The organism is Flavobacterium proteolyticum, from assembly GCF_015223105.1.
In the GTDB taxonomy this organism is placed as follows: domain Bacteria; phylum Bacteroidota; class Bacteroidia; order Flavobacteriales; family Flavobacteriaceae; genus Flavobacterium; species Flavobacterium proteolyticum.
In genome coordinates this window covers 322,377-341,347 of the sequence record NZ_JADFTZ010000002.1, presented here as the reverse complement: position 1 = coordinate 341,347, position 18,971 = coordinate 322,377, and the positions used below count along the sequence as shown (strand labels likewise).

Sequence of the window (18,971 nt, the reverse complement as noted above, 5' to 3'; positions counted from 1 at the left end):
TTACAACTTTTTTACTTATATGTTTTAAAAATTGAAGTTGATTTTTGAATTTGTACTTAATAAACTATGTATCAAAATGGAATAAAAATAGTGTTAGATAAAATTGTCGCATTGCTGACTTTTTTAATTGTAAGTCCTATTTTTATTTTGGTTATATTGATTCTTTTTCTTCTGCAAAAAAAAGTGTTTTTTATTCAAACTCGAGTTGGTAAGAATCAAAAGCGATTTTCCATTTATAAATTCCAAACTATGTCTGAAGAGCGAGATGTTGATGGGGAGTTATTACCAGATGATGCTCGAATTACTACTTTCGGAAAATTTCTACGAACCACTTCCTTAGACGAATTACCACAGCTGTTTAATGTTTTACAAGGCAATATGAGTTTGGTTGGACCAAGACCTTTGTTGCCCGATTATGCTCATTTGTATTCCTATTATCAAAATCAGCGCCATAAAGTTTTACCAGGAATAACGGGCTATGTTCAAGTAAAAGGAAGAAATGCCCTAACTTGGGAAGAACGTTTTGATTTGGATGTATATTATGTACAGCATATTTCTTTTATTTTTGACTGTAAAATACTATTTTTAACCTTTATTACTCTTTTTGATTTCAATAAGAGTCGCCCACAAAAAGGTATTTCAATCGAGCCTTTTGAAGGGCAATGGTAATTAGTAAAGAGCAGTTATGAATTCAAAACGTATCCTTTTATCGCCACCTCATATGGGAGGAACTGAGCAAACTTATATTGCTCAAGCTTTTCAAGATAATTGGATTGCACCTGTAGGACCTCACATTGATTTATTCGAAAATCGTTTGGTTGATCTTTTAGGAGAAAAACGTCAAGTAGTGGCTTTAAACTCTGGAACAGCTGCTATTCATTTGGGGTTGCAATTGCTTGGCGTACAAAAAGGTGATGTTGTTTTATGTCAAAGTCTTACATTTATAGCATCGGTAAATCCAGTTCTTTATTTAGGTGCAACTCCTGTTTTTATTGGAAGTGAAAAAGAAACTTGGAACCTATGTCCCATCGCATTAGAAGAAGCTATTTTGAATCGATTGGAAAATGGAATTCAACCTAAAGCCATTTTAGTAGTGCATTTATACGGCATGCCTGCCAAAATGAATGAAATTATAGCCCTTTCAAAAAAATATAATATTCCCATTTTAGAAGATGCTGCGGAAGCATTAGGAAGTTCGTATCAAGGAAAACCTTGTGGCACTTTTGGTGATTTTGGAGTTTTCTCTTTCAATGGAAATAAAATCATTACCACTTCGGGTGGTGGTGCTTTGCTTTGTCATTCTGAAATAGATAAGAAAAAAGCTGTTTTTTTAGCTTCACAAGCCAAAGAAGATGCCGTTCATTACGAGCATACTCAAATAGGCTATAATTACCGAATGAGTAATGTTTCAGCGAGTATTGGGTTGGGACAACTAGAAGTTTTATCAGAACATATACAGCATAGAAAACAAAACCATCTTTTTTATAAACAACTTTTTGAAAACCTTTCAGAAGTTACTTTACATCAGGAACCAAGCGAAAATTTTATTTCAAATCATTGGCTAACTGTAATTCAATTAGCTTCTTTTGAACAACGAGAAGCGTTACGTTTGCATTTGGAAAAGTATAACATCGAATCGCGACCTGTTTGGAAACCGATGCATTTGCAACCTTTGTTTCAAGATAATTTATATTTTGGAGATGATTTCGCCAATATATTATTCGATAACGGATTGTGTTTGCCTTCTGGGTCTAACTTGTCTGAGGAAGATTTCAATCGTATTAAAGAAGCAATACGTTCGTTTTTTATATGATAAAAACTACTTGAAAAAGCTATTTTTCTTCATTACTTCTGTAATTTTATCTCCATTGTTTCCTGTAATTTTATTTTGAAAAGCCTTGATATGATTTTTATGGTGAATATCAGAACCTGTAAAATCGTACATTTCTTTTTTTAATAAATAATTGGCAATATCGGCAGCATCTTTACCATAGTATCCAACTGTTGACAAAAGGTTTAATTGAAACAAACAGCCTGCTTTTTTTAATTTTTGATATTCTTTTTTATTGGAATGAAGATATGAATAACGTTCTGGATGTGCCAAAACTACATGATATCCTGAGAGTTGCAATTGGTATAAAAAATCATATAGTTGAATTGGTGCATTCAAATAGGATAATTCCACTAACACAAAATTTCCTTTTAGCGTTAGCAGTTCTTTGCTTTTCGCTTTGGTAATTACCGATTCGTCTAATAAATACTCCGACGCCGCTTCGATTTCAAAGGGTAAACTTAATTCTGATTTTGTTTTCGTAAGTGCGTTTTGAATCGATTCGGGTGTATTATCCCAAACATTATTCATCGTGTGAGGTGTTGTAATCACTTTAGTAAATCTCAGTTGTTTCATTTCCTCTATAAGAAATTGTGTGTCCTTCAAAGTTGAAGCACCATCATCTATTCCTGGTAAAATATGAGAATGAATATCCACATAACCTGTCGGAATTAACTCTGAAAGTTTAGGTCTACTTTTGAAAAGCGATAACATGTTTTGCAATTTTTGGCGAAATTACGAATTATTTTATTGTTTTAAGTTTAAACTTGAATTTGAACTTGTTCTTGCACTTGCTATTTAAAAAAGACTTTACTTAATAAAATTTGTCCTTCCGTTAAAAAAGTTTAAATTTGGCACAAGGTCTTATGCGTTACGACCTGCCAATTAATTTGTGTTAATGAGTCAAAAAAATACTACAGTTGAACATTGGGATTCCGTAATTGAATCGAAACATTCTCTTTTTGATATTAATCTGAAAGAACTTTGGCATTATAGGGATTTATTGGTTTTGTTTGTACGTAGAGATTTTGTCACGGTTTACAAGCAAACGATTTTGGGACCGTTATGGTTTTTTATTCAACCCTTATTAACGACCATAACTTTTACGATTATCTTCGGGAATGTCGCACAATTGTCTACAGAGGGTGCTCCAAAAATTATTTTCTACATGGCAGGAATCACGTTGTGGAACTATTTTTCCACTTGCTTAACTACGGTTTCGGGTGTTTTTAATGCCAACGCGAGCATTTTTGGCAAAGTGTATTTTCCAAGATTAATAATGCCATTAACAATAGTGATTTCCAATTTGATGAAATTTGCAGTGCAGTTCTTATTGTTTGTTGGTTTTGTTGGATATTTTACTTTTCAGAATGAAATACAACCCAATAGTTGGATTTTATTAACGCCTTTTATCATCATTTTGATGGCGTTGATTTCTATGGGAATCGGTTTGATATTGTCTTCCATGACCACGAAATATAAAGATTTGAATCAGTTGATTGGTTTTGGTGTACAATTGTTTATGTATGCAACACCCGTAATTTATCCAAGTTCATCGGTACCCCAAGATTATCAATGGTTAGTTGAGCTTAATCCGTTGGTAGGTCTATTTGATTATATGCGTTATGCCTATTTAGGGATTGGTGATTTTGACTTTTCTAATTTGGTTTATCCGTCTCTATTTTCAATTGTTATTTTAGCTCTTGGAATTTTGGTGTTTAACAAGACGCAGAAAACGTTTATGGATACGGTTTAGGTGTTTTGAATGTTGAATTTTGATTAACGAATGTTGAATGTTGAATAAATAATGAGTAAAGTAGTAATAAAGGCAGAACATATTTCCAAGCAATATCGTCTCGGGCTCGTTGGAACGGGGACTGTTAGAGATGATATGAAGCGTTGGTGGTATAACTTGCGCGGTAAAGAAGATCCTTTTTTGAAAATTGGGGAAGCAAATGACCGAAGCAGTAAAGGCGAAAGCGATTACGTTTGGAGTTTGCGCGACATCAATTTTGAGATTAATCAAGGGGATTCTGTTGGGATTATTGGACGAAATGGTGCTGGAAAATCTACTTTATTGAAAATATTAAGTCAGGTGACGCAACCTACCACGGGTAAAATTTATACCAAAGGTAGAATTGCTTCCTTATTAGAAGTTGGAACTGGTTTTCATCCTGAGATGACCGGACGAGAAAATATCTATTTGAATGGCGCCATTTTAGGGATGCGCAAGCACGAAATTACCCGTAAATTTGATGAAATAGTAGCATTCTCTGGAGTAGAACGCTATATCGATACGCCTGTAAAACGCTATTCTTCTGGAATGTATGTGCGTTTGGCTTTTGCTGTTGCCGCACATTTAGAATCAGAGATTTTAATTGTAGATGAGGTGTTGGCAGTTGGAGATGCCGAATTCCAAAAGAAGTGTTTAGGTAAGATGAATGATGTGAGTAAGGGTGAAGGAAGAACGGTCTTGTTTGTGAGTCATTCCATGGCAAGTGTTAAAAAATTGTGTAACAAAGGAATTGTTTTACATCATGGAGAAACTGTTTTCAATGGAAATGTTGAAAGCGCTATTAATTATTATGAAAATAATTTAATTGCTACAGATAGAAATTTATCTATCGAATATTCAGATTCACCAAGTTTACCAATGCAAATTAAAAGCGTAAATTTGTTGAATAGTAAACTAAATAAACTTTTTACAACAGAAGATGAATTAGTTTTTGAATTTGAATTTTTAACCCGAGAAAATGTTGAAGGCGCTTATATTACAATCGATTTAAAAGATAGTAATGATGAGTTGGTATATTGGTCGGGCGACTACACTAGTGACCGTTTTAAGAATAAGGTTATTGGGCATTCAAAGTTGCTTTGTAAACTTCCTAAAGGTCTTTTAACATCAGGAATTTATAATGTTTCTTTTGCGGTTTATTCTCCTGTTAAAGGAGTTGTACAAAATGAATTTTCAAAAATAATTTCATTTGAAATAGAAGAAAGTCAACATTCTTATTTAAGTCAATTTAATATTAATTATCCTGGACGAATTGGAATTCCAAGTCAGTGGATACACATTGAGTAAATTATGAACAACCAAATAAAAAATAAAGTATTATTAATAACTGGTGGAACAGGTTCTTTTGGAACTGCAGTTCTAAACCGATTTTTAAATACCGACCATTTTAAAGAGATTCGCATTTTTTCAAGAGATGAAAAAAAGCAAGATGACATGCGTAATCACTATAAAAATGAAAAAATTAAATTTTACATCGGCGATGTGAGGGATTTTATCTCGATTGAATCAGCAATGATTGGAGTGGATTATGTGTTTCATGCAGCAGCTTTAAAACAAGTACCCTCTTGTGAATTTTTTCCAATGCAAGCCGTAAAAACTAATGTAGAAGGTACTCACAATGTGTTACGAGCAGCCATTCAAAATAAGGTAGAAAAAGTAATTTGTTTGTCTACCGATAAAGCAGCTTATCCTATCAACGCTATGGGAATGTCAAAAGCTATGATGGAAAAAGTAGCTATTGCAGAGTCGAGAAACACCACCAAAACCACTATTTGTTTAACCCGTTACGGCAATGTAATGGCTTCAAGAGGTTCTGTTATTCCTCTTTTTTTAAGTCAAATTGAAAAAGGAGAAGATTTAACCGTAACCGACCCAAGTATGACGCGTTTCTTAATGTCGCTTGATGATGCTGTTGAGTTGGTGTTATTTGCTTTTGAAAATGCGAATCCAGGGGATATTTTTATAAATAAAGCGCCAGCTTCCACTATTAGCGATTTGGCAAAAGCAATTTTAGAAATTAAAAACGCTTCAAATCCAATTAAAGTTATTGGAACTAGACACGGAGAAAAATTATATGAAACGTTGTGTACCCGTGAAGAAATGGCGAAAGCTGAGGATATGGGCGGATTTTTCCGTATTCCAGCCGATAATAGAAATTTAAATTACAGTCAATATTTCTCTGAAGGGAAAGATATTTTACCTGAAATTCAAGATTATAATTCACACAATACAACCCAATTAGACGTTGAAGGTGTGAAAAATTTGTTGCTTACCTTAGAAGAATTTAAATGATTTATTGCAAATGAGAAAGTTAAAACTAGCAACAATATTAGGAACAAGACCTGAAATTATTCGATTAGCTGAATGTATCAAAAAAAGTGACACTTACTTTGATCATATTCTAATTCATACTGGTCAAAATTACGATTACGAATTAAACGAAATCTTTTTTGAAGATTTAGGGCTAAGAAAACCGGATTATTTTTTAAATGTAGCCGGAAGTCATTTGGGAGAAACCATAGGTAATGTTATTGCAAAATCCTATGAAGTATTGTCAAAAGAAAAGCCAGATGCCCTTTTGGTTTTAGGAGATACCAATAGTGTATTGAGCACCATTGCTGCCAAGCGATTAAAAATTCCAATTTTTCACATGGAAGCAGGAAATCGTTGTTTTGACCAAAATGTGCCTGAAGAAATCAATAGAAAAATATCCGATCATATTAGCGATATCAACCTAACTTATACTGAGAATAGCAGACGTTATTTGTTAAGTGAAGGTTTTCGTAAAGACCATGTTTTTGTGATTGGTTCTCCATTGAAAGAGGTTTTACATGTTCATTCTGGTAAAATTAATTCGAGTAACGTTTTAGAACAATTACAGCTTACTCGTCAAAAATATATTGTAGTTAGTTCGCATCGTGAGGAAAATGTAGATATTGATGCTAATTTTATTGCCTTAACGAATGCCCTAAATAAAGTAGCCGAAAAATATCAATTACCCGTTATTTTTTCAACCCATCCAAGAACTAAAAAAAGAATCGAGTCTCAAAAAATTGCTTTTCATCCTTTGATTCAAAATGTGGCACCACTTGGATTTTTTGATTATGTACAGTTGCAACAAAATGCATTCATAGTGTTGTCTGATAGCGGTACTATCAGTGAAGAATCAGCGATGATGAAATTCCCAGCAGTAAGTATTCGTACCAGTACGGAGCGACCAGAAGCCGTTGATGCCGGAACTATTATTCTAGGGGGAATTAAAGAAGACGAAATCATAAATTCGATTGAAATTACAAAAGGATTATTCGATAGCGAAATACAAATTCCATTCGAATATGAAGTTTTAAATAGCTCAGATAGAGTTATAAAAGCGATTATGAGTTACACTAAAATTGTAAATCAGGTAACTTGGAATAAATAATTTATGAAGAAAATTTTAATTATTGGTTCTAAAGGTATGGCGGGTCATGTCATGCACCGTTATTTTACTGCAATCGATACTTTCGAGGTGTATACTGTTGCCCGAAATATTTCGGAAAATGACAAAAGTTTTAATGTCGATGTAAGTGATACGGAACAACTTCAAACCCTAATTAAATTTCATGAATTTGATGTGGTGGTCAATTGTATTGGAATTTTAAACAAAGATGCCGAAGATCATCCGTCAAAGGCAGTTTGGTTCAATAGTTATTTTCCCCATTTTTTAGAAGAGATTACTAAAAACACTCAAACCAAAGTAATTCATATCAGTACCGATTGTGTGTTCTCAGGCAAAAGAGGCAATTACACGGAAGCCGATGTAAAAGACGGCATTGGGTTTTATGCCCAATCAAAAGCACTAGGCGAAATTGATAATCCAAAAGATGTCACCATCAGAACTTCTATCATTGGTCCCGAAATTAATTCAAACGGTATTGGATTGTTGCATTGGTTTTTGAGTCAACCTTTAGAAACTAAGTTGAATGGTTATTCTAATGCTTATTGGACAGGTTTAACAACATTGGAATTAGCAAAAGTGGTTCATGAAGTAATTCATCAAAACATTTCAGGAATCATTCAAGTGGTGCCAAGCGAAAAGATAAATAAATACGAATTGTTGCAATTGTTTAATTCCATATTTAGAAACAACCAGTTGGAAATTGTGGATTACGATGCTTATCAAGTGGATAAAAGTTTACTTTTCACACGAAAAGATTTTAACTACCACGTTCCTACATACGAACAAATGTTAATAGATTTGAAAGCCTGGATTTTAGACCACAATACCCTATACAAACACTATTCATTATAATATGATATCTGTAGTTACTGCTTATTACAACCGAAAAAAGTTATTTACTCGTACTTTACAAAGTATGTTGCCTTATTATGGTAAAATCGATTTTGAAGTTATTGTAGTCGATGATGGTAGTGATGAAGCAGAACGATTAGAAGATTTACAAACCGATTTCCCTTTTTTAAGAGTAATTCGTTTAGAAAAGCAAAACAAATGGTACAAAAATCCTTGTATTCCTTTCAATATTGGTTTTGAGGCGGTTAAAGGCGATAAAATCATTATTCAAAATCCAGAGTGCTATCATTTTGGTGCGATTTTAGCCTATGTGGATGCGCATTTAAAAGAGAACGAGTATTTAAGTTTTGGATGTTTTTCAATGGATAAATTGAATACAGACGATGATGCGCTTTTTTTTGATGAAAAGAACATTGCGAAACTTATCGAAAACAATAATAGATCTTTCACAACTGATGGCGATTTAGGTTGGTACAATCACTCAAAATTTCGACCAGAAGCCTTTCATTTTTGTGCGGCAATGATGAGTTCTGATTTGTTCGATTTGGGAGGATTTGATGAACGCTATGCAAAAGGAGTAGGATATGACGATGATGAATTGATTTGGCGTATCAAAAACAAAAAGATGCAGATTAAATTCATTGATGACCAAATTGTGTTACACCAAAACCATTACGTTGCGCCTGATGATTTGGTAGAAGCCAATAAAAGAAGATTTGAAAGCTACAAGCGAAACAAACTCATCTTTGAACAAATTACGAAATGCAATTCGCATTGGAAGGTAAACTATATTGAAAATCCTTTCTATGAAAATTCAAAAGAGAATAGAACCGAAAGCAATTATTTTTTTGAATTCAATAAGTTAACCAATGTTATTATTAAAAGTAAAATCAAAAGGAAAATTGGTTTAAAGATATTGAAACTACTAGCTAAAATTTAAAATTGAATATCTCCGTCATCATCCCCGTTTACAATGCTGCTGCTTATATTGAAAAAGCGGTTACTTCTGCTTTGTTTCATAAAGAAGTAAAGGAAGTAGTTTTAGTAAACGATGGAAGTACCGATGATTCACTAGCCATTCTTCAAAAATTACAACAATCCGATGCTAGAATTAAAATCTATCATCATGAAAATAATGCCAATAAAGGACGTTCCGCAAGTCGCAATTTAGCGCTGCAAAAAGCTACTATGCCTTTTATCGCTTTTTTAGACGCGGATGATTTTTACTTGGAAAATCGTTTTGAAATAGATAGCAAAATTTTTGCTAGCGATGCTACAATTGACGGTGTTTATAATGCTATTGGAGTTCATTTTTATAGAGATTTTTCAGATGAAGAACACAACGAATTAGCTTTAACCACGGTTACAGAAGCTATTCCGCCAAAAGAATTATTTGACTATCTATTAAACGGGAAAAAAGGGTATTTTTCTATTGATGGTTTAACCATTAGAAAAGAAGTGCTAACCAAAATCGGACTTTTTCAAGAACATTTAGTTGTGGCGGAAGATACCGATTGGTTGCTTAAAATGGCACTCACTTCTAAATTAGTAGCTGGAAATATAACGGAACCCGTAGCTATGCGAGGTGTTCATGAAACTAATATTTTCAATCAAACCGAGCAATATAAAGTACATCGTCAAAAAATGTATGAATCGGTTATCCATTGGAGTTTTCAAAATAACATCGGAAAAGCTAAAATTGATTTACTGCTGAATTGGTTGTTTTATTACCGATACAAAGAAAAGTATAACTTAATAGCTGAGTTCAAGTATTGGTTTTACCTGCTAAAATCGAATCCAAAGTTGCTGACTTCTACTTTAGCGATTAAATACTGCCCAATTATTAGGAAAAGAAAGCAACTTTTCCCAATTTTGTTCCGATAAATACAAACAATTTGCAACCACTGGTTTCCATAATTATTCCCACTTTTAACAGTAGTAAGCATATTAAAGCCACTTTAAATAGTGTGCTTACGCAAACCTATACGAATTGGGAATGTATTTTAGTAGATGATGGTTCTATCGACTTAACCGAAACTATTTCTGTAAATTATCAAGAAAAAGACAATCGTTTTCAATTATATATACGACCAGACCATTTACCAAAAGGACCTTCTTCGGCACGAAATTATGGCGTAACAAAAGCTAAAGGAGAATATCTTATTTTTTTAGACGCCGATGATTTATTAGCCTCTACTTGTTTGGAAAATCGAGTAGCGCAATTTCAACAACATCCAGAATGTGATTTCTTAGTGTTTCAAATGGAACGTTTTCTCGATGAGCCTGATTTTTCAAAAAAGGAAATTGTTGCTGAACAAGATAAAAACCAAGTATTAGAATCTTTTATTCAATTGCATGGTCAATGGCCTATTACAGCTCCAATTTATAAAACCACTTTTTTTAAAACTATTGGTTTTAATTCGGAATTAGTGGTTTTTGAAGATTTAGAAGTAGCTATCAAAGCCATTGTTCAAGCTTCTGATTTTAAAATATACCCTGCGATTGATTGTTATTATCGAAACGATGCCAATTACAAAGAGAAGTACAATTCCATTGAAGTTAAAACTAAAATGGTCAAGTGTTTTGCTCATTTGTTGGTAAGTTTGGTTGCTGTAATGCAAAATAACAAGGAAAATCGATTTCAAAATAAGGATATAAAAGCGTACTTTGTACAATCGTATAAGACATTTTTTCGTTTCACTATTTTAGAAAATAGCCGCGCTTTTCAGGATGATAATAAGAAAATAGTACATTTGTTGGCGGCACACTCTTTTTTAGATACTAAAACTTTTTTTAAGTTTATTTTAGTTGATCGCGTTTTGTTGCCTTTCGCCAGCATAAAAGGAAGTGGCGTTTCCAGAATCATTAAAAAACTATATCAGTAACATGGCAGATTTTAGCTTTCAAAATAAAACGGTTGTTATCCTTATCAAGGATGCAATTTTGGGTGGAGCTGAAAGACAAGCCTTAGGTTTTGCTAAATATGTAAAAGAAAATTTTAATTGTTCTGTTTCAATTGTTGTTACTTATTCAAATGAGCAATCTGTTGAATTTCAAAATTTTTTAAATGAAATTGGTTTAGATAAAGTATATTATTTTGGTCCACCTTCGCTGTCGATTAAAGAAGAATTTTCTATTAAAAATCTAAAAAAAGCTATAAGAGCCTTAAAGTATTTAGTAAAAATAACATTAGGAATTAGAAAGTTGAATCCTGATATTTTAATACCTTTTATGAATGGCCCCTCTAAAATCGCTTCATTAATTTATAATTTTACAGGAGCAAAAACAACTTTTTGGCATCAGTTAGGTTTGGAAGTTTGTTTTTATGATTGGTTAGAAAAAATCGCAGTTAAAAAAGCACCTGCAATTATTGCAAATGCAGAAAATGGATTAGAGGTATTTAAAGAATATTATAAAGTTCCTAAAGATAAGATACATGTTTTACCTCAATTTTTAGCTATTGAAAGAAAGAGTCTAGATAAAGAAAATTTAAAAAAACAATTGTCAATACCAAGTAATTCTTTAGTTATTGGTATGATAGCACATTACAGAGAAGAAAAATATCAAGAGTTATTAATAGAAGCATTCTCTGAAATCAAAATAGACACTAAAATTCATTTAGTATTTTTAGGAAATAAAGATAACAACGAGAATACATTTAATAAATATCACCAACTAATTGAATTGACAAAAAAGCTCAATATTGAAGATAAAGTAACTTTATTGTCGGGAATTAATGTACATGATGTGCTAAATGTTTTAGATATTGGGGTTTTAGTTTCCGAAATAGAAGGCACACCAAATGTGGTTATGGAATACATGTTATATGGATTGCCTGTTATTGCATCAAATCATAAAGGTTGTTGCGCTCTTTTAGGAGATTCTTCTTTTTTAATTTCAAATGATAAAAATATTTTGGCTCAGAAAATAGAAGAGTTAGCAACGGATGAAGATTTAAGAAAAAAAGAGGGAGAAAAAAACTTAAAAATGATTAGTCAAAATTCGGCTGAAAATTATTTCAAAGAATTACAAATAATATTGAACAACTAAAATGAAAATTCTACTAATATCAATGCATTCTATTCATGCTACCCGTTGGATTGAAAATCTAAAGGAATCGGGTCATGAATTATATTGGTTTGATATTATTGGAAAAGGAAAAATTCAAACTTTAGAGGAAGTTACACAAATAACAAATTGGAAAAAAAGAAAACTACCTTACATAAAAGGAGAATATTGGTTATCTAAAAAGTTTCCAAAATTGTATCACTTTATAAGGCCATATTTAGAAGTAACAGAGAATGAAGCCTTAGAAGCATGCATCAAAAATATGCAACCTGATTTAGTGCAGAGTTTTGAAATGCAAACGTGTTCTTATCCTATTGTGAAAACCATGTTGCAATTTCCAAAAATTAAATGGTTATACAATTGTTGGGGTAACGATATTTTTTATTATCAAAATTTACCGAGTCATAAAACCAATTTGAACCAAGTGTTATCAAGAATCGACTACATGACTGCTGATTGTAAACGAGATGGTATTTTGGCAAGTCAGAATGGTTTCAAAGGGAAATTTCTTGGTGCAATACCAACAGGGGGTGGATATGATTTGACGTATTTTGAAAATTATAAAAAGCCATTTGAAGAGCGAAAAATAATTATAGTAAAAGGGTATCATCATCTTTTTGGAAGAGCCTTGAATGTTGTAAAAGCCTTAGAAGAAATAAAAGATGATTTACAGCAATTTTCTGTAGTCGTTTTTGGAGCTCACAAGGTTGTTGAGGATTATATTAGCAATAAAAAACTTCCTTTTCAGGTCTATGATAGACACGGTTTAAAACAAGAAGAAGTATTGAAATTAATGGGGCAGTCTGCAATTTACGTTGGGAATAACATCTCTGATGGCATGCCAAATACGTTGTTAGAAGCCATGATTATGGGCGCTTTCCCAATTCAATCGAATCCTGGTGGTGCAACAGCTGAAATTATAGAGGACGGAAATAATGGATTTTTAATTCATAATCCTGAAGATATAGAAGAAATTAAAAAATTAATTTTGAAAGCGATTCAAAATCAAGATTGGATTAAATCAGCCACTTTAGAAAATTATAGTGTTGCAAAAGCGTATGTTGATTTAAATGCCAATCAACAAAAAATAGTAGCATTATACCAACAAATTGAAAACGATACATGCGAGTAGGCTTCAACCCTAATAAAGATAAAGTACTTCCAAAATCTGAGTTTACGCATCAGGTTATTGTTCCTGTTTATATACCGCATCAAAAAGATTATTTTAAAGACAGTTTTCAGATTTTACAGTTTTGCTTAGAGTCTTTAATAACAACAAGTCATTCCAAAACCTATATTTCGGTTGTTAATAATGGAAGTTGCGAAGAAGTTATCGTTTATCTAAATCAATTGCAACAAAATTGTAAAATTCAAGAAGTTATTCATACTACTGCCATAGGAAAACTAAACGCTATTTTAAAAGGGTTGACGGGACATCAGTTTCCTTTAATCACGATTACTGATGCTGATGTAATGTTTTTAAACGATTGGCAAAAAGCTACTTATGAAGTGTTTGAAGCTTTTCCAAAAACGGGTTTGGTGTGTACAACGCCTTCTTCTAAATCTTTTAATGATAAAACATTTAATATTTTAACCGAAAGATTCTTTTCAAAGAGTTTAGCTTTTTCTAAGGTTAAAAATCCAGTGGCTTTTGAAGCTTTTGCTACAAGTATTGGAAATCCCAATTTTTACAAGTCGGTTCATTTTGAAAAATATTTGACTTTGACTAATGATAAGGTAAGTGCAGTTGTAGGAGCAGGACATTTTGTAGCTACTTATCGCGGCGATATTTTTTCTGATTTAGGAGTGACAGCAACACCATTTAGTTTGGGTGGTACTAGTGAAGCTAAAATTTTAGATTTACCCGTAATTCGTAAAGGCTACTGGCGTTTGTCAACCGATGATAATTATACGTATCACTTAGGGAATGTCCAAGAAGCTTGGATGCAAGAAACATTCAATGCCTTGAAAAAACAAGATATGGTAATTGATTTTGCTTTGCATAAACCTTTAAAACAGCCTTCAAATTTCCTTTTTTGGTTAAAAAACACATTGCCTGAAAAATTGTTCTATCGCAAAGCGATTCGCAGGTTCTTTTTGAAATATAGAGGATTAACATCAGAGGAAGTTGTAAATTATTAATTTCTCAATATATTTACTCTTTAGATTAAATTAAAGGCATGAAAAAAATCGCTAAAATAATCATTACAGAGCAGGCTATTCCTTATCAAAAGAATGGTTCTTGGTCACAGCGTTTGGAATATTTTTTAAAAAGCGACCAAAATGTAATTGATTATTTTATTTGCGGCGAAACCAATCAGTCATTAAATACGACCACTACTTTTTACAGAGAAAAGCAAGTGCAATCGAAGTGGAGATTAAAGTTTTTTCCAAATACAAGATATCAGCATTATACCAACCGTTTGGAACAATTGGTTAATCAACATTCTCATGCAATAGTTTGTGTGGTTGATAATGTAAAATTGATGTTGGCTGTTAGCGAATGTATCGAACAAAAAAAACTCAAAAATAAAGTTACACTACTTTTTTACTGCTGTGGTCATTCTTATTTATTGGATGATAATTTGCAGAAAAAGTTTGTGAAAAATTGTGATGAATTCATTTTTCTTACTAAAAAAGCCTACGCTTTCAATAAAGAACGTTACGATGAATTTATTCCTGAAGTAACCATTTTGAATAATCCGATTGAGAAAAATACATATAAGCCAATTTCGGTTGCTGAAAAAGAAACGCTACTTCAAAAACATCAGTTGACTGGAAAAAAAGTGTTTTTATGGTTATCACATGATCGCCCTAAAAAAGGACTAAGCATTGTTTTAAATGTTTGGAAAGATTCGGAAAAGTTACAAAATGAAGCCGTACTTTTAGTAGTAGGAGCAAAACGAAATGAATCTATTAAAGGCGTTCAGTTCGTTGGCCAAGTTCCAAATGATGAAGTAGTAGCTTATTATCAATTGGCTCATGTTTATTTGTTTCCAACTCTTTGGAAGGAAGGTTTCGGATTGAGTTTGGCACAAGCAATTTGTAGCGGTTGTTATAGTATTGCTGCTGATAATGGCGGTGTGTCTGATTTTTTTACTAGCAAAGATGGTGTATTGTTAACAGAACCAAATGTAGTTTCACATTGGGTAACAAGTATGGAAATGGCATTAGAAGAAGTTGCTTCAGGATGGGAAAATAAAGAGGCAGGAAATCAAATTTTAGATTATCCAGAATGGTCGCAACAATTTGCTGCTATTTTTACCAAATGGGAAAGAAGATTCCAAAACCAATAAAGAATTATGTGCGCAATAAATGGAATTATTAATTGGAACGGCGTTTCCAATCTTCATAAGGAACAAATCATCGTTTCTTTAAAGGAAATGGAATATCGAGGTCCCGATTTTTCCAATACCCATTCCGATGCGAACAGTATTTTAGGTCATAATCGCTTAGCAATTGTAGATTTGAATCCAAGATCAAATCAACCCATGCTTTCGGAAAACAAACGCTATGCTATTGTTTTTAATGGTGAAATCTACAATTACAAAGATATTAAGAACGACTTAGAGCAAAAAGGATATCACTTCAACAGTGTTTCTGATACCGAAGTTTTACTAAATGGCTTCATTGCATATGGAAAAGAAATTGTCCACAAACTTAGAGGTATGTTTGCCTTTGTGATTTGGGACACAGAACAAAAAGAAGCGTTTGTGGCTCGAGATAGATTTGGTGAAAAACCGTTTTATTATCATTACAATTCTGATGGTGTGTTTGGTTTTGCTTCTAATTTGGCAGGAATAGTTCCTTTATTTGGAAAAGAATTGCAAATTAGCAAACAAGCTATTTATGAATTATTTAGTTTGCAATACATTGATGTCAATTCTTGTATTTATGAAGGGATTCAAAAGTTGGGACCAGGTTGTATGATGACTATCAATGCTTCAGGAATTAAGACGGAAACGTATTGGACTCCCAATTACAAAGATAAGACGAATTCAAATTTTGAAACGAATAAAGAAAATCTACATCAATTAGCCAAAGAAGCAGTAGCCGAACAATTAGAGGCAGATGTTCCTGTAGGTTTGTTTTTAAGTGGAGGAACCGATTCTACTGTTATTGCGGCATTAGCTTCAAAACAAAAACAAGACATAACGGCACTAACCATGTCGGTTCCCGATAATAAAAATTCGGATGAAGCAGAAGCAGCATCTTTTGTGGCTAATACCTTAAAAATAAAACATAAAATCGTCAATCTAGACAACAATTGTGTGGCCGATTTACCTTATGTTTTACAAAATATAGAGCCATTAGCGGATGCATCTTTGCTTCCCGCTATGGCAATTGCTAAAGAAGCAAAAAGAGAATTTACTGTAATGCTTTCAGGTGATGGCGGTGATGAGATTTTTGGCGGATATAAACGACCATTACAGTTTCGAAAAAACACCTTTTCAGGAAATAGCCTAACGAAGAGTTTAGTGGAACTTGTAATAAAAAAATCAGATACAAAACCTTTTGATTACGGATATTCAAAAATTACCGATGCCCGAATTTATAAATGGGCAGGAGTAGAAACCCTATATCATTTAAAATCATTACCCCAAAAACAATCGCAATTCCTTTTTAAAACGAATCAAAAGTTTGAAAATCAACTGATAAAAAAATATAAAGAAGCTGCAAATTTTGCTTCTTCAGAAGAAGATAAAATGTTGTATGTGGGAGTGAAATCCAATTTAACAGACGATTTTTTACTTAAAATGGATACAGCTAATATGTTTCATTCGGTAGAATCGAGATGTCCGTTTTTAGATTATCGTATTTTAGAATATACGTCGCATTTAACCATAGAACAGTTAATGCCTAACGGAATTGATAAAGAATTATTGAAAAGCATAGGTTCAGATTATATTCCTGCAGATTTTTTTAAATTACCTAAAAAAGGTTTTTCTATTCCGTATTACGATTATTTAAAAACTTCATGGGGCGACATTTTACAACGTTTCATGCAAGAAGGCATTTCATCCGACATGAATCTGATTGATTCTAAAACTGTGATACAACTTATTTTAAGTTACAGAGCCAATCCTTCATTTAAAATGGGGAAATTATTATATAGTATTTTGGTTTTTGAAATTTGGTTACGTGTTTTTCATTTGAAAATGAATCCCGAATCCATTAAATTGAATTAATTATGAGTAAGACCATAGCCATAATACCAGCACGAGGAGGATCAAAACGCTTACCCGGAAAAAACATAAAGTTATTAGGCGAAATTCCTCTTATTGCTCACAGTATTTTGTATGCGAAAGAGCATGATTTTATTGATGAGGTTTACGTTTCCACAGATGACGTGGCTATAAAAGAAATAGCTTTGCAATATGGTGCTATCGTAATTGATAGACCTCAAGAAATTTCAGGCGATTTGGAACCCACTGTTTCAGCTTTAAAGCATGTTTTAGAATCCATTGATGGAGCAGTTGAAAATGTAATATTATTACAAGCTACCAATCCCTTACGACCAAAAAATCTAGTACAAGAAGCTTTTACGATTTTTCAAGAGCAACAAGTAGATAGTTTGTTTACCGTTTCGCGCAGTCATCATAAATTAGGAAAAATTACAAACCATAAATTCATTCCTTACAATTATGAAGTAGGGCAACGCAGTCAAGACTTAGAACCTTTATATTACGAAAATGGGTTGCTTTATATTGCAAAAGCATCTGTAATATTAAATAATGAAATCATTACAAAAGAAGCTTTTCCGTTGGAAGTAAATCATCCTTTTGCTAATGTAGATATCGATACACAAGAAGATTTTGATTACGCAGAATTTCTTTTAAATAAAACCAATCACTAATCACTAAACATATGAATCCCTACATAGAAATAGCAGGAAGAAAAATAGGACCCGATTTTCCACCATTAGTTATCGCTGAAATCGGTATTAATCATGAAGGTTCGCTTCAAGTAGCCAAAGAAATGGTAGATGCTGCACACAGATCAGGCGTTGAGGTGGTGAAACACCAAACCCATATCGTAGCAGACGAAATGAGTGGTGCCGCTAAAAAAGTCATTCCAGGCAATGCTGATGTGTCTATTTATGAAATTATGGAGCGTTGTGCTTTAAACGAAGAAGAAGAACTCGAATTAAAAAATTATGTGGAAAGCAAAGGCATGATTTTTATCTCAACTCCTTTCTCTCGTGCTGCGGCCGAACGTTTGAAAAAGTTTGATATTCCAGCTTATAAAATTGGTTCGGGAGAATGTAATAATTATCCCTTATTAGAGCATATTGCCTCTTTTGGGAAACCAGTCATTTTAAGTACGGGCATGAATACCATAGAAAGTATTCAAAAGGCAGTAGCTGTTTTTGACAAACATAATATTCCAGTAGCGTTATTGCATACTACGAATTTATATCCCACACCAATTCATTTAGTACGATTTGGTGCTATGATGGAAATGCATCAAGCGTTCCCTAATAAAGTTTTTGGATTGTCTGATCACACCCTAAATAATAACGCATGTTTAGGAGCAGTAGCTTTAGGAGCATCCATTTTAGAGCGCCATTTTACTGACCACATGAACCGAACAGGTCCAGACATTGTATGTAGTATGGATGAACAAGCGTGTAAAGAATTAATCATTAATAGTGCCGAGATGGCGCAAATGCGTGGCGGAACAAAAAAACCAGCGGACGAAGAACAAGTGACTATTGATTTCGCTTTTGCAACGGTTTGTTCTATTGCTTCTATCCAAAAAGGAGAAGTGTTAACGAAAGAAAACATTTGGGTCAAACGTCCAGGAACCGGAAAAATTTTAGCAGAGCATTTTGATTCGTTGTTAGGAAAAAAAGCTACAAGAGCTATTGCCAATGACGAGCAATTGGATTTTGGGGATTTTGAGTAATTACATATAATTACAAGACCTGATAGGTTTCAAAAACCTGTCAGGTCTTTGTATAATCATTAACCAAAAATCCTATA

18 protein-coding genes are annotated in these 18,971 nt (G+C 33.0%); 17 read left to right on the top strand and 1 reads right to left on the bottom strand.

What is annotated here, in order from left to right; translation table 11 throughout:
• The first annotated feature begins 66 nt into the window (after nucleotides 1-66).
• Nucleotides 67-669, top strand: a complete 603-nt coding sequence (locus IM755_RS06945) for a sugar transferase (RefSeq protein ID WP_194095116.1) — start codon at nucleotides 67-69, stop codon at nucleotides 667-669.
• 16 nt (nucleotides 670-685) lie between these two features.
• Complete coding sequence (locus IM755_RS06940; RefSeq protein ID WP_194095114.1) at nucleotides 686-1,813, top strand: DegT/DnrJ/EryC1/StrS family aminotransferase; 1,128 nt, start codon at nucleotides 686-688, stop codon at nucleotides 1,811-1,813.
• A gap of 6 nt (nucleotides 1,814-1,819) precedes the next feature.
• Here the strand turns inward: IM755_RS06940 and IM755_RS06935 are convergent, their stop codons facing one another.
• On the bottom strand, nucleotides 1,820-2,545 hold the full coding sequence (locus IM755_RS06935; protein ID WP_194095112.1) for a tyrosine-protein phosphatase: 726 nt from the start codon (nucleotides 2,543-2,545) through the stop codon (nucleotides 1,820-1,822).
• Between the two features lie 184 nt (nucleotides 2,546-2,729).
• Here IM755_RS06935 and IM755_RS06930 point away from each other — a divergent pair, with 184 nt between their 5' ends.
• From IM755_RS06930 to neuB, 15 genes are read left to right on the top strand one after another with little or no spacing between them, the layout of a single operon-like run.
• Nucleotides 2,730-3,587, top strand: coding sequence for an ABC transporter permease (locus IM755_RS06930; RefSeq protein ID WP_194095110.1), 858 nt, complete (start codon nucleotides 2,730-2,732; stop codon nucleotides 3,585-3,587).
• 51 nt (nucleotides 3,588-3,638) lie between these two features.
• Entirely contained in the window at nucleotides 3,639-4,913 is a 1,275-nt protein-coding gene (locus IM755_RS06925) for an ABC transporter ATP-binding protein (RefSeq protein ID WP_194095108.1), read from the top strand.
• 3 nt (nucleotides 4,914-4,916) lie between these two features.
• On the top strand, nucleotides 4,917-5,918 hold the full coding sequence (locus tag IM755_RS06920) for a polysaccharide biosynthesis protein (protein WP_194095099.1): 1,002 nt from the start codon (nucleotides 4,917-4,919) through the stop codon (nucleotides 5,916-5,918).
• 10 nt (nucleotides 5,919-5,928) lie between these two features.
• The gene (wecB, locus tag IM755_RS06915) at nucleotides 5,929-7,047 is read left to right on the top strand and encodes a non-hydrolyzing UDP-N-acetylglucosamine 2-epimerase (protein ID WP_194095097.1); all 1,119 of its coding nucleotides are present in this window, start codon (nucleotides 5,929-5,931) and stop codon (nucleotides 7,045-7,047) included.
• 3 nt (nucleotides 7,048-7,050) lie between these two features.
• Nucleotides 7,051-7,917, top strand: coding sequence for a dTDP-4-dehydrorhamnose reductase family protein (locus IM755_RS06910; protein WP_194095095.1), 867 nt, complete (start codon nucleotides 7,051-7,053; stop codon nucleotides 7,915-7,917).
• 1 nt (nucleotide 7,918) lies between these two features.
• Nucleotides 7,919-8,857 carry a glycosyltransferase family 2 protein gene (locus tag IM755_RS06905; protein WP_194095093.1) on the top strand — a complete coding sequence of 313 codons (939 nt, stop codon included), beginning with the start codon at nucleotides 7,919-7,921 and terminating at the stop codon, nucleotides 8,855-8,857.
• Nucleotides 8,858-8,859: 2 nt separating this feature from the next.
• A complete protein-coding gene (locus IM755_RS06900) occupies nucleotides 8,860-9,801 on the top strand; it encodes a glycosyltransferase family 2 protein (RefSeq protein WP_194095091.1) in 942 nt (313 codons plus the stop codon).
• 11 nt (nucleotides 9,802-9,812) lie between these two features.
• Nucleotides 9,813-10,802, top strand: coding sequence for a glycosyltransferase family 2 protein (locus IM755_RS06895; protein WP_194095088.1), 990 nt, complete (start codon nucleotides 9,813-9,815; stop codon nucleotides 10,800-10,802).
• 1 nt (nucleotide 10,803) lies between these two features.
• Entirely contained in the window at nucleotides 10,804-11,967 is a 1,164-nt protein-coding gene (locus tag IM755_RS06890) for a glycosyltransferase (RefSeq protein WP_194095086.1), read from the top strand.
• A gap of 1 nt (nucleotide 11,968) precedes the next feature.
• The gene (locus IM755_RS06885; protein ID WP_194095084.1) at nucleotides 11,969-13,117 is read left to right on the top strand and encodes a glycosyltransferase; all 1,149 of its coding nucleotides are present in this window, start codon (nucleotides 11,969-11,971) and stop codon (nucleotides 13,115-13,117) included.
• On the top strand, nucleotides 13,108-14,127 hold the full coding sequence (locus IM755_RS06880) for a glycosyltransferase (RefSeq protein WP_194095082.1): 1,020 nt from the start codon (nucleotides 13,108-13,110) through the stop codon (nucleotides 14,125-14,127). Before IM755_RS06885 ends, IM755_RS06880 begins: the two co-directional genes overlap by 10 nt.
• Nucleotides 14,128-14,165: 38 nt before the next feature.
• Complete coding sequence (locus tag IM755_RS06875) at nucleotides 14,166-15,281, top strand: glycosyltransferase family 4 protein (RefSeq protein ID WP_194095080.1); 1,116 nt, start codon at nucleotides 14,166-14,168, stop codon at nucleotides 15,279-15,281.
• A 6-nt stretch (nucleotides 15,282-15,287) separates the two neighbouring features.
• Nucleotides 15,288-17,174: an asparagine synthase (glutamine-hydrolyzing) gene (gene asnB / locus IM755_RS06870; RefSeq protein WP_194095078.1), complete on the top strand. Its 1,887-nt coding sequence runs from the start codon at nucleotides 15,288-15,290 to the stop codon at nucleotides 17,172-17,174.
• A 2-nt stretch (nucleotides 17,175-17,176) separates the two neighbouring features.
• Nucleotides 17,177-17,842 carry an acylneuraminate cytidylyltransferase family protein gene (locus IM755_RS06865; RefSeq protein WP_194095076.1) on the top strand — a complete coding sequence of 222 codons (666 nt, stop codon included), beginning with the start codon at nucleotides 17,177-17,179 and terminating at the stop codon, nucleotides 17,840-17,842.
• An 11-nt stretch (nucleotides 17,843-17,853) separates the two neighbouring features.
• Complete coding sequence (gene neuB / locus IM755_RS06860) at nucleotides 17,854-18,894, top strand: N-acetylneuraminate synthase (protein ID WP_194095074.1); 1,041 nt, start codon at nucleotides 17,854-17,856, stop codon at nucleotides 18,892-18,894.
• Nucleotides 18,895-18,971: the final 77 nt, after the last annotated feature.

Bases quoted from the DNA above. Each gene is read 5' to 3' on its own strand.
- IM755_RS06930 (WP_194095110.1), top strand. From the start codon at position 2,730: ATGAGTCAAAAAAATACTACAGTTGAACATTGGGATTCCGTAATTGAA.
- IM755_RS06890 (WP_194095086.1), top strand. From the start codon at position 10,804: ATGGCAGATTTTAGCTTTCAAAATAAAACGGTTGTTATCCTTATCAAG.
- IM755_RS06875 (WP_194095080.1), top strand. From the start codon at position 14,166: ATGAAAAAAATCGCTAAAATAATCATTACAGAGCAGGCTATTCCTTAT.
- IM755_RS06865 (WP_194095076.1), top strand. From the start codon at position 17,177: ATGAGTAAGACCATAGCCATAATACCAGCACGAGGAGGATCAAAACGC.
- asnB (WP_194095078.1), top strand. From the start codon at position 15,288: ATGTGCGCAATAAATGGAATTATTAATTGGAACGGCGTTTCCAATCTT.
- neuB (WP_194095074.1), top strand. From the start codon at position 17,854: ATGAATCCCTACATAGAAATAGCAGGAAGAAAAATAGGACCCGATTTT.
- IM755_RS06935 (WP_194095112.1), bottom strand. From the start codon at position 2,545: ATGTTATCGCTTTTCAAAAGTAGACCTAAACTTTCAGAGTTAATTCCG.
- IM755_RS06940 (WP_194095114.1), top strand. From the start codon at position 686: ATGAATTCAAAACGTATCCTTTTATCGCCACCTCATATGGGAGGAACT.
- IM755_RS06880 (WP_194095082.1), top strand. From the start codon at position 13,108: ATGCGAGTAGGCTTCAACCCTAATAAAGATAAAGTACTTCCAAAATCT.
- IM755_RS06885 (WP_194095084.1), top strand. From the start codon at position 11,969: ATGAAAATTCTACTAATATCAATGCATTCTATTCATGCTACCCGTTGG.
- IM755_RS06925 (WP_194095108.1), top strand. From the start codon at position 3,639: ATGAGTAAAGTAGTAATAAAGGCAGAACATATTTCCAAGCAATATCGT.
- IM755_RS06945 (WP_194095116.1), top strand. From the start codon at position 67: ATGTATCAAAATGGAATAAAAATAGTGTTAGATAAAATTGTCGCATTG.
- wecB (WP_194095097.1), top strand. From the start codon at position 5,929: ATGAGAAAGTTAAAACTAGCAACAATATTAGGAACAAGACCTGAAATT.
- IM755_RS06910 (WP_194095095.1), top strand. From the start codon at position 7,051: ATGAAGAAAATTTTAATTATTGGTTCTAAAGGTATGGCGGGTCATGTC.
- IM755_RS06905 (WP_194095093.1), top strand. From the start codon at position 7,919: ATGATATCTGTAGTTACTGCTTATTACAACCGAAAAAAGTTATTTACT.
- IM755_RS06920 (WP_194095099.1), top strand. From the start codon at position 4,917: ATGAACAACCAAATAAAAAATAAAGTATTATTAATAACTGGTGGAACA.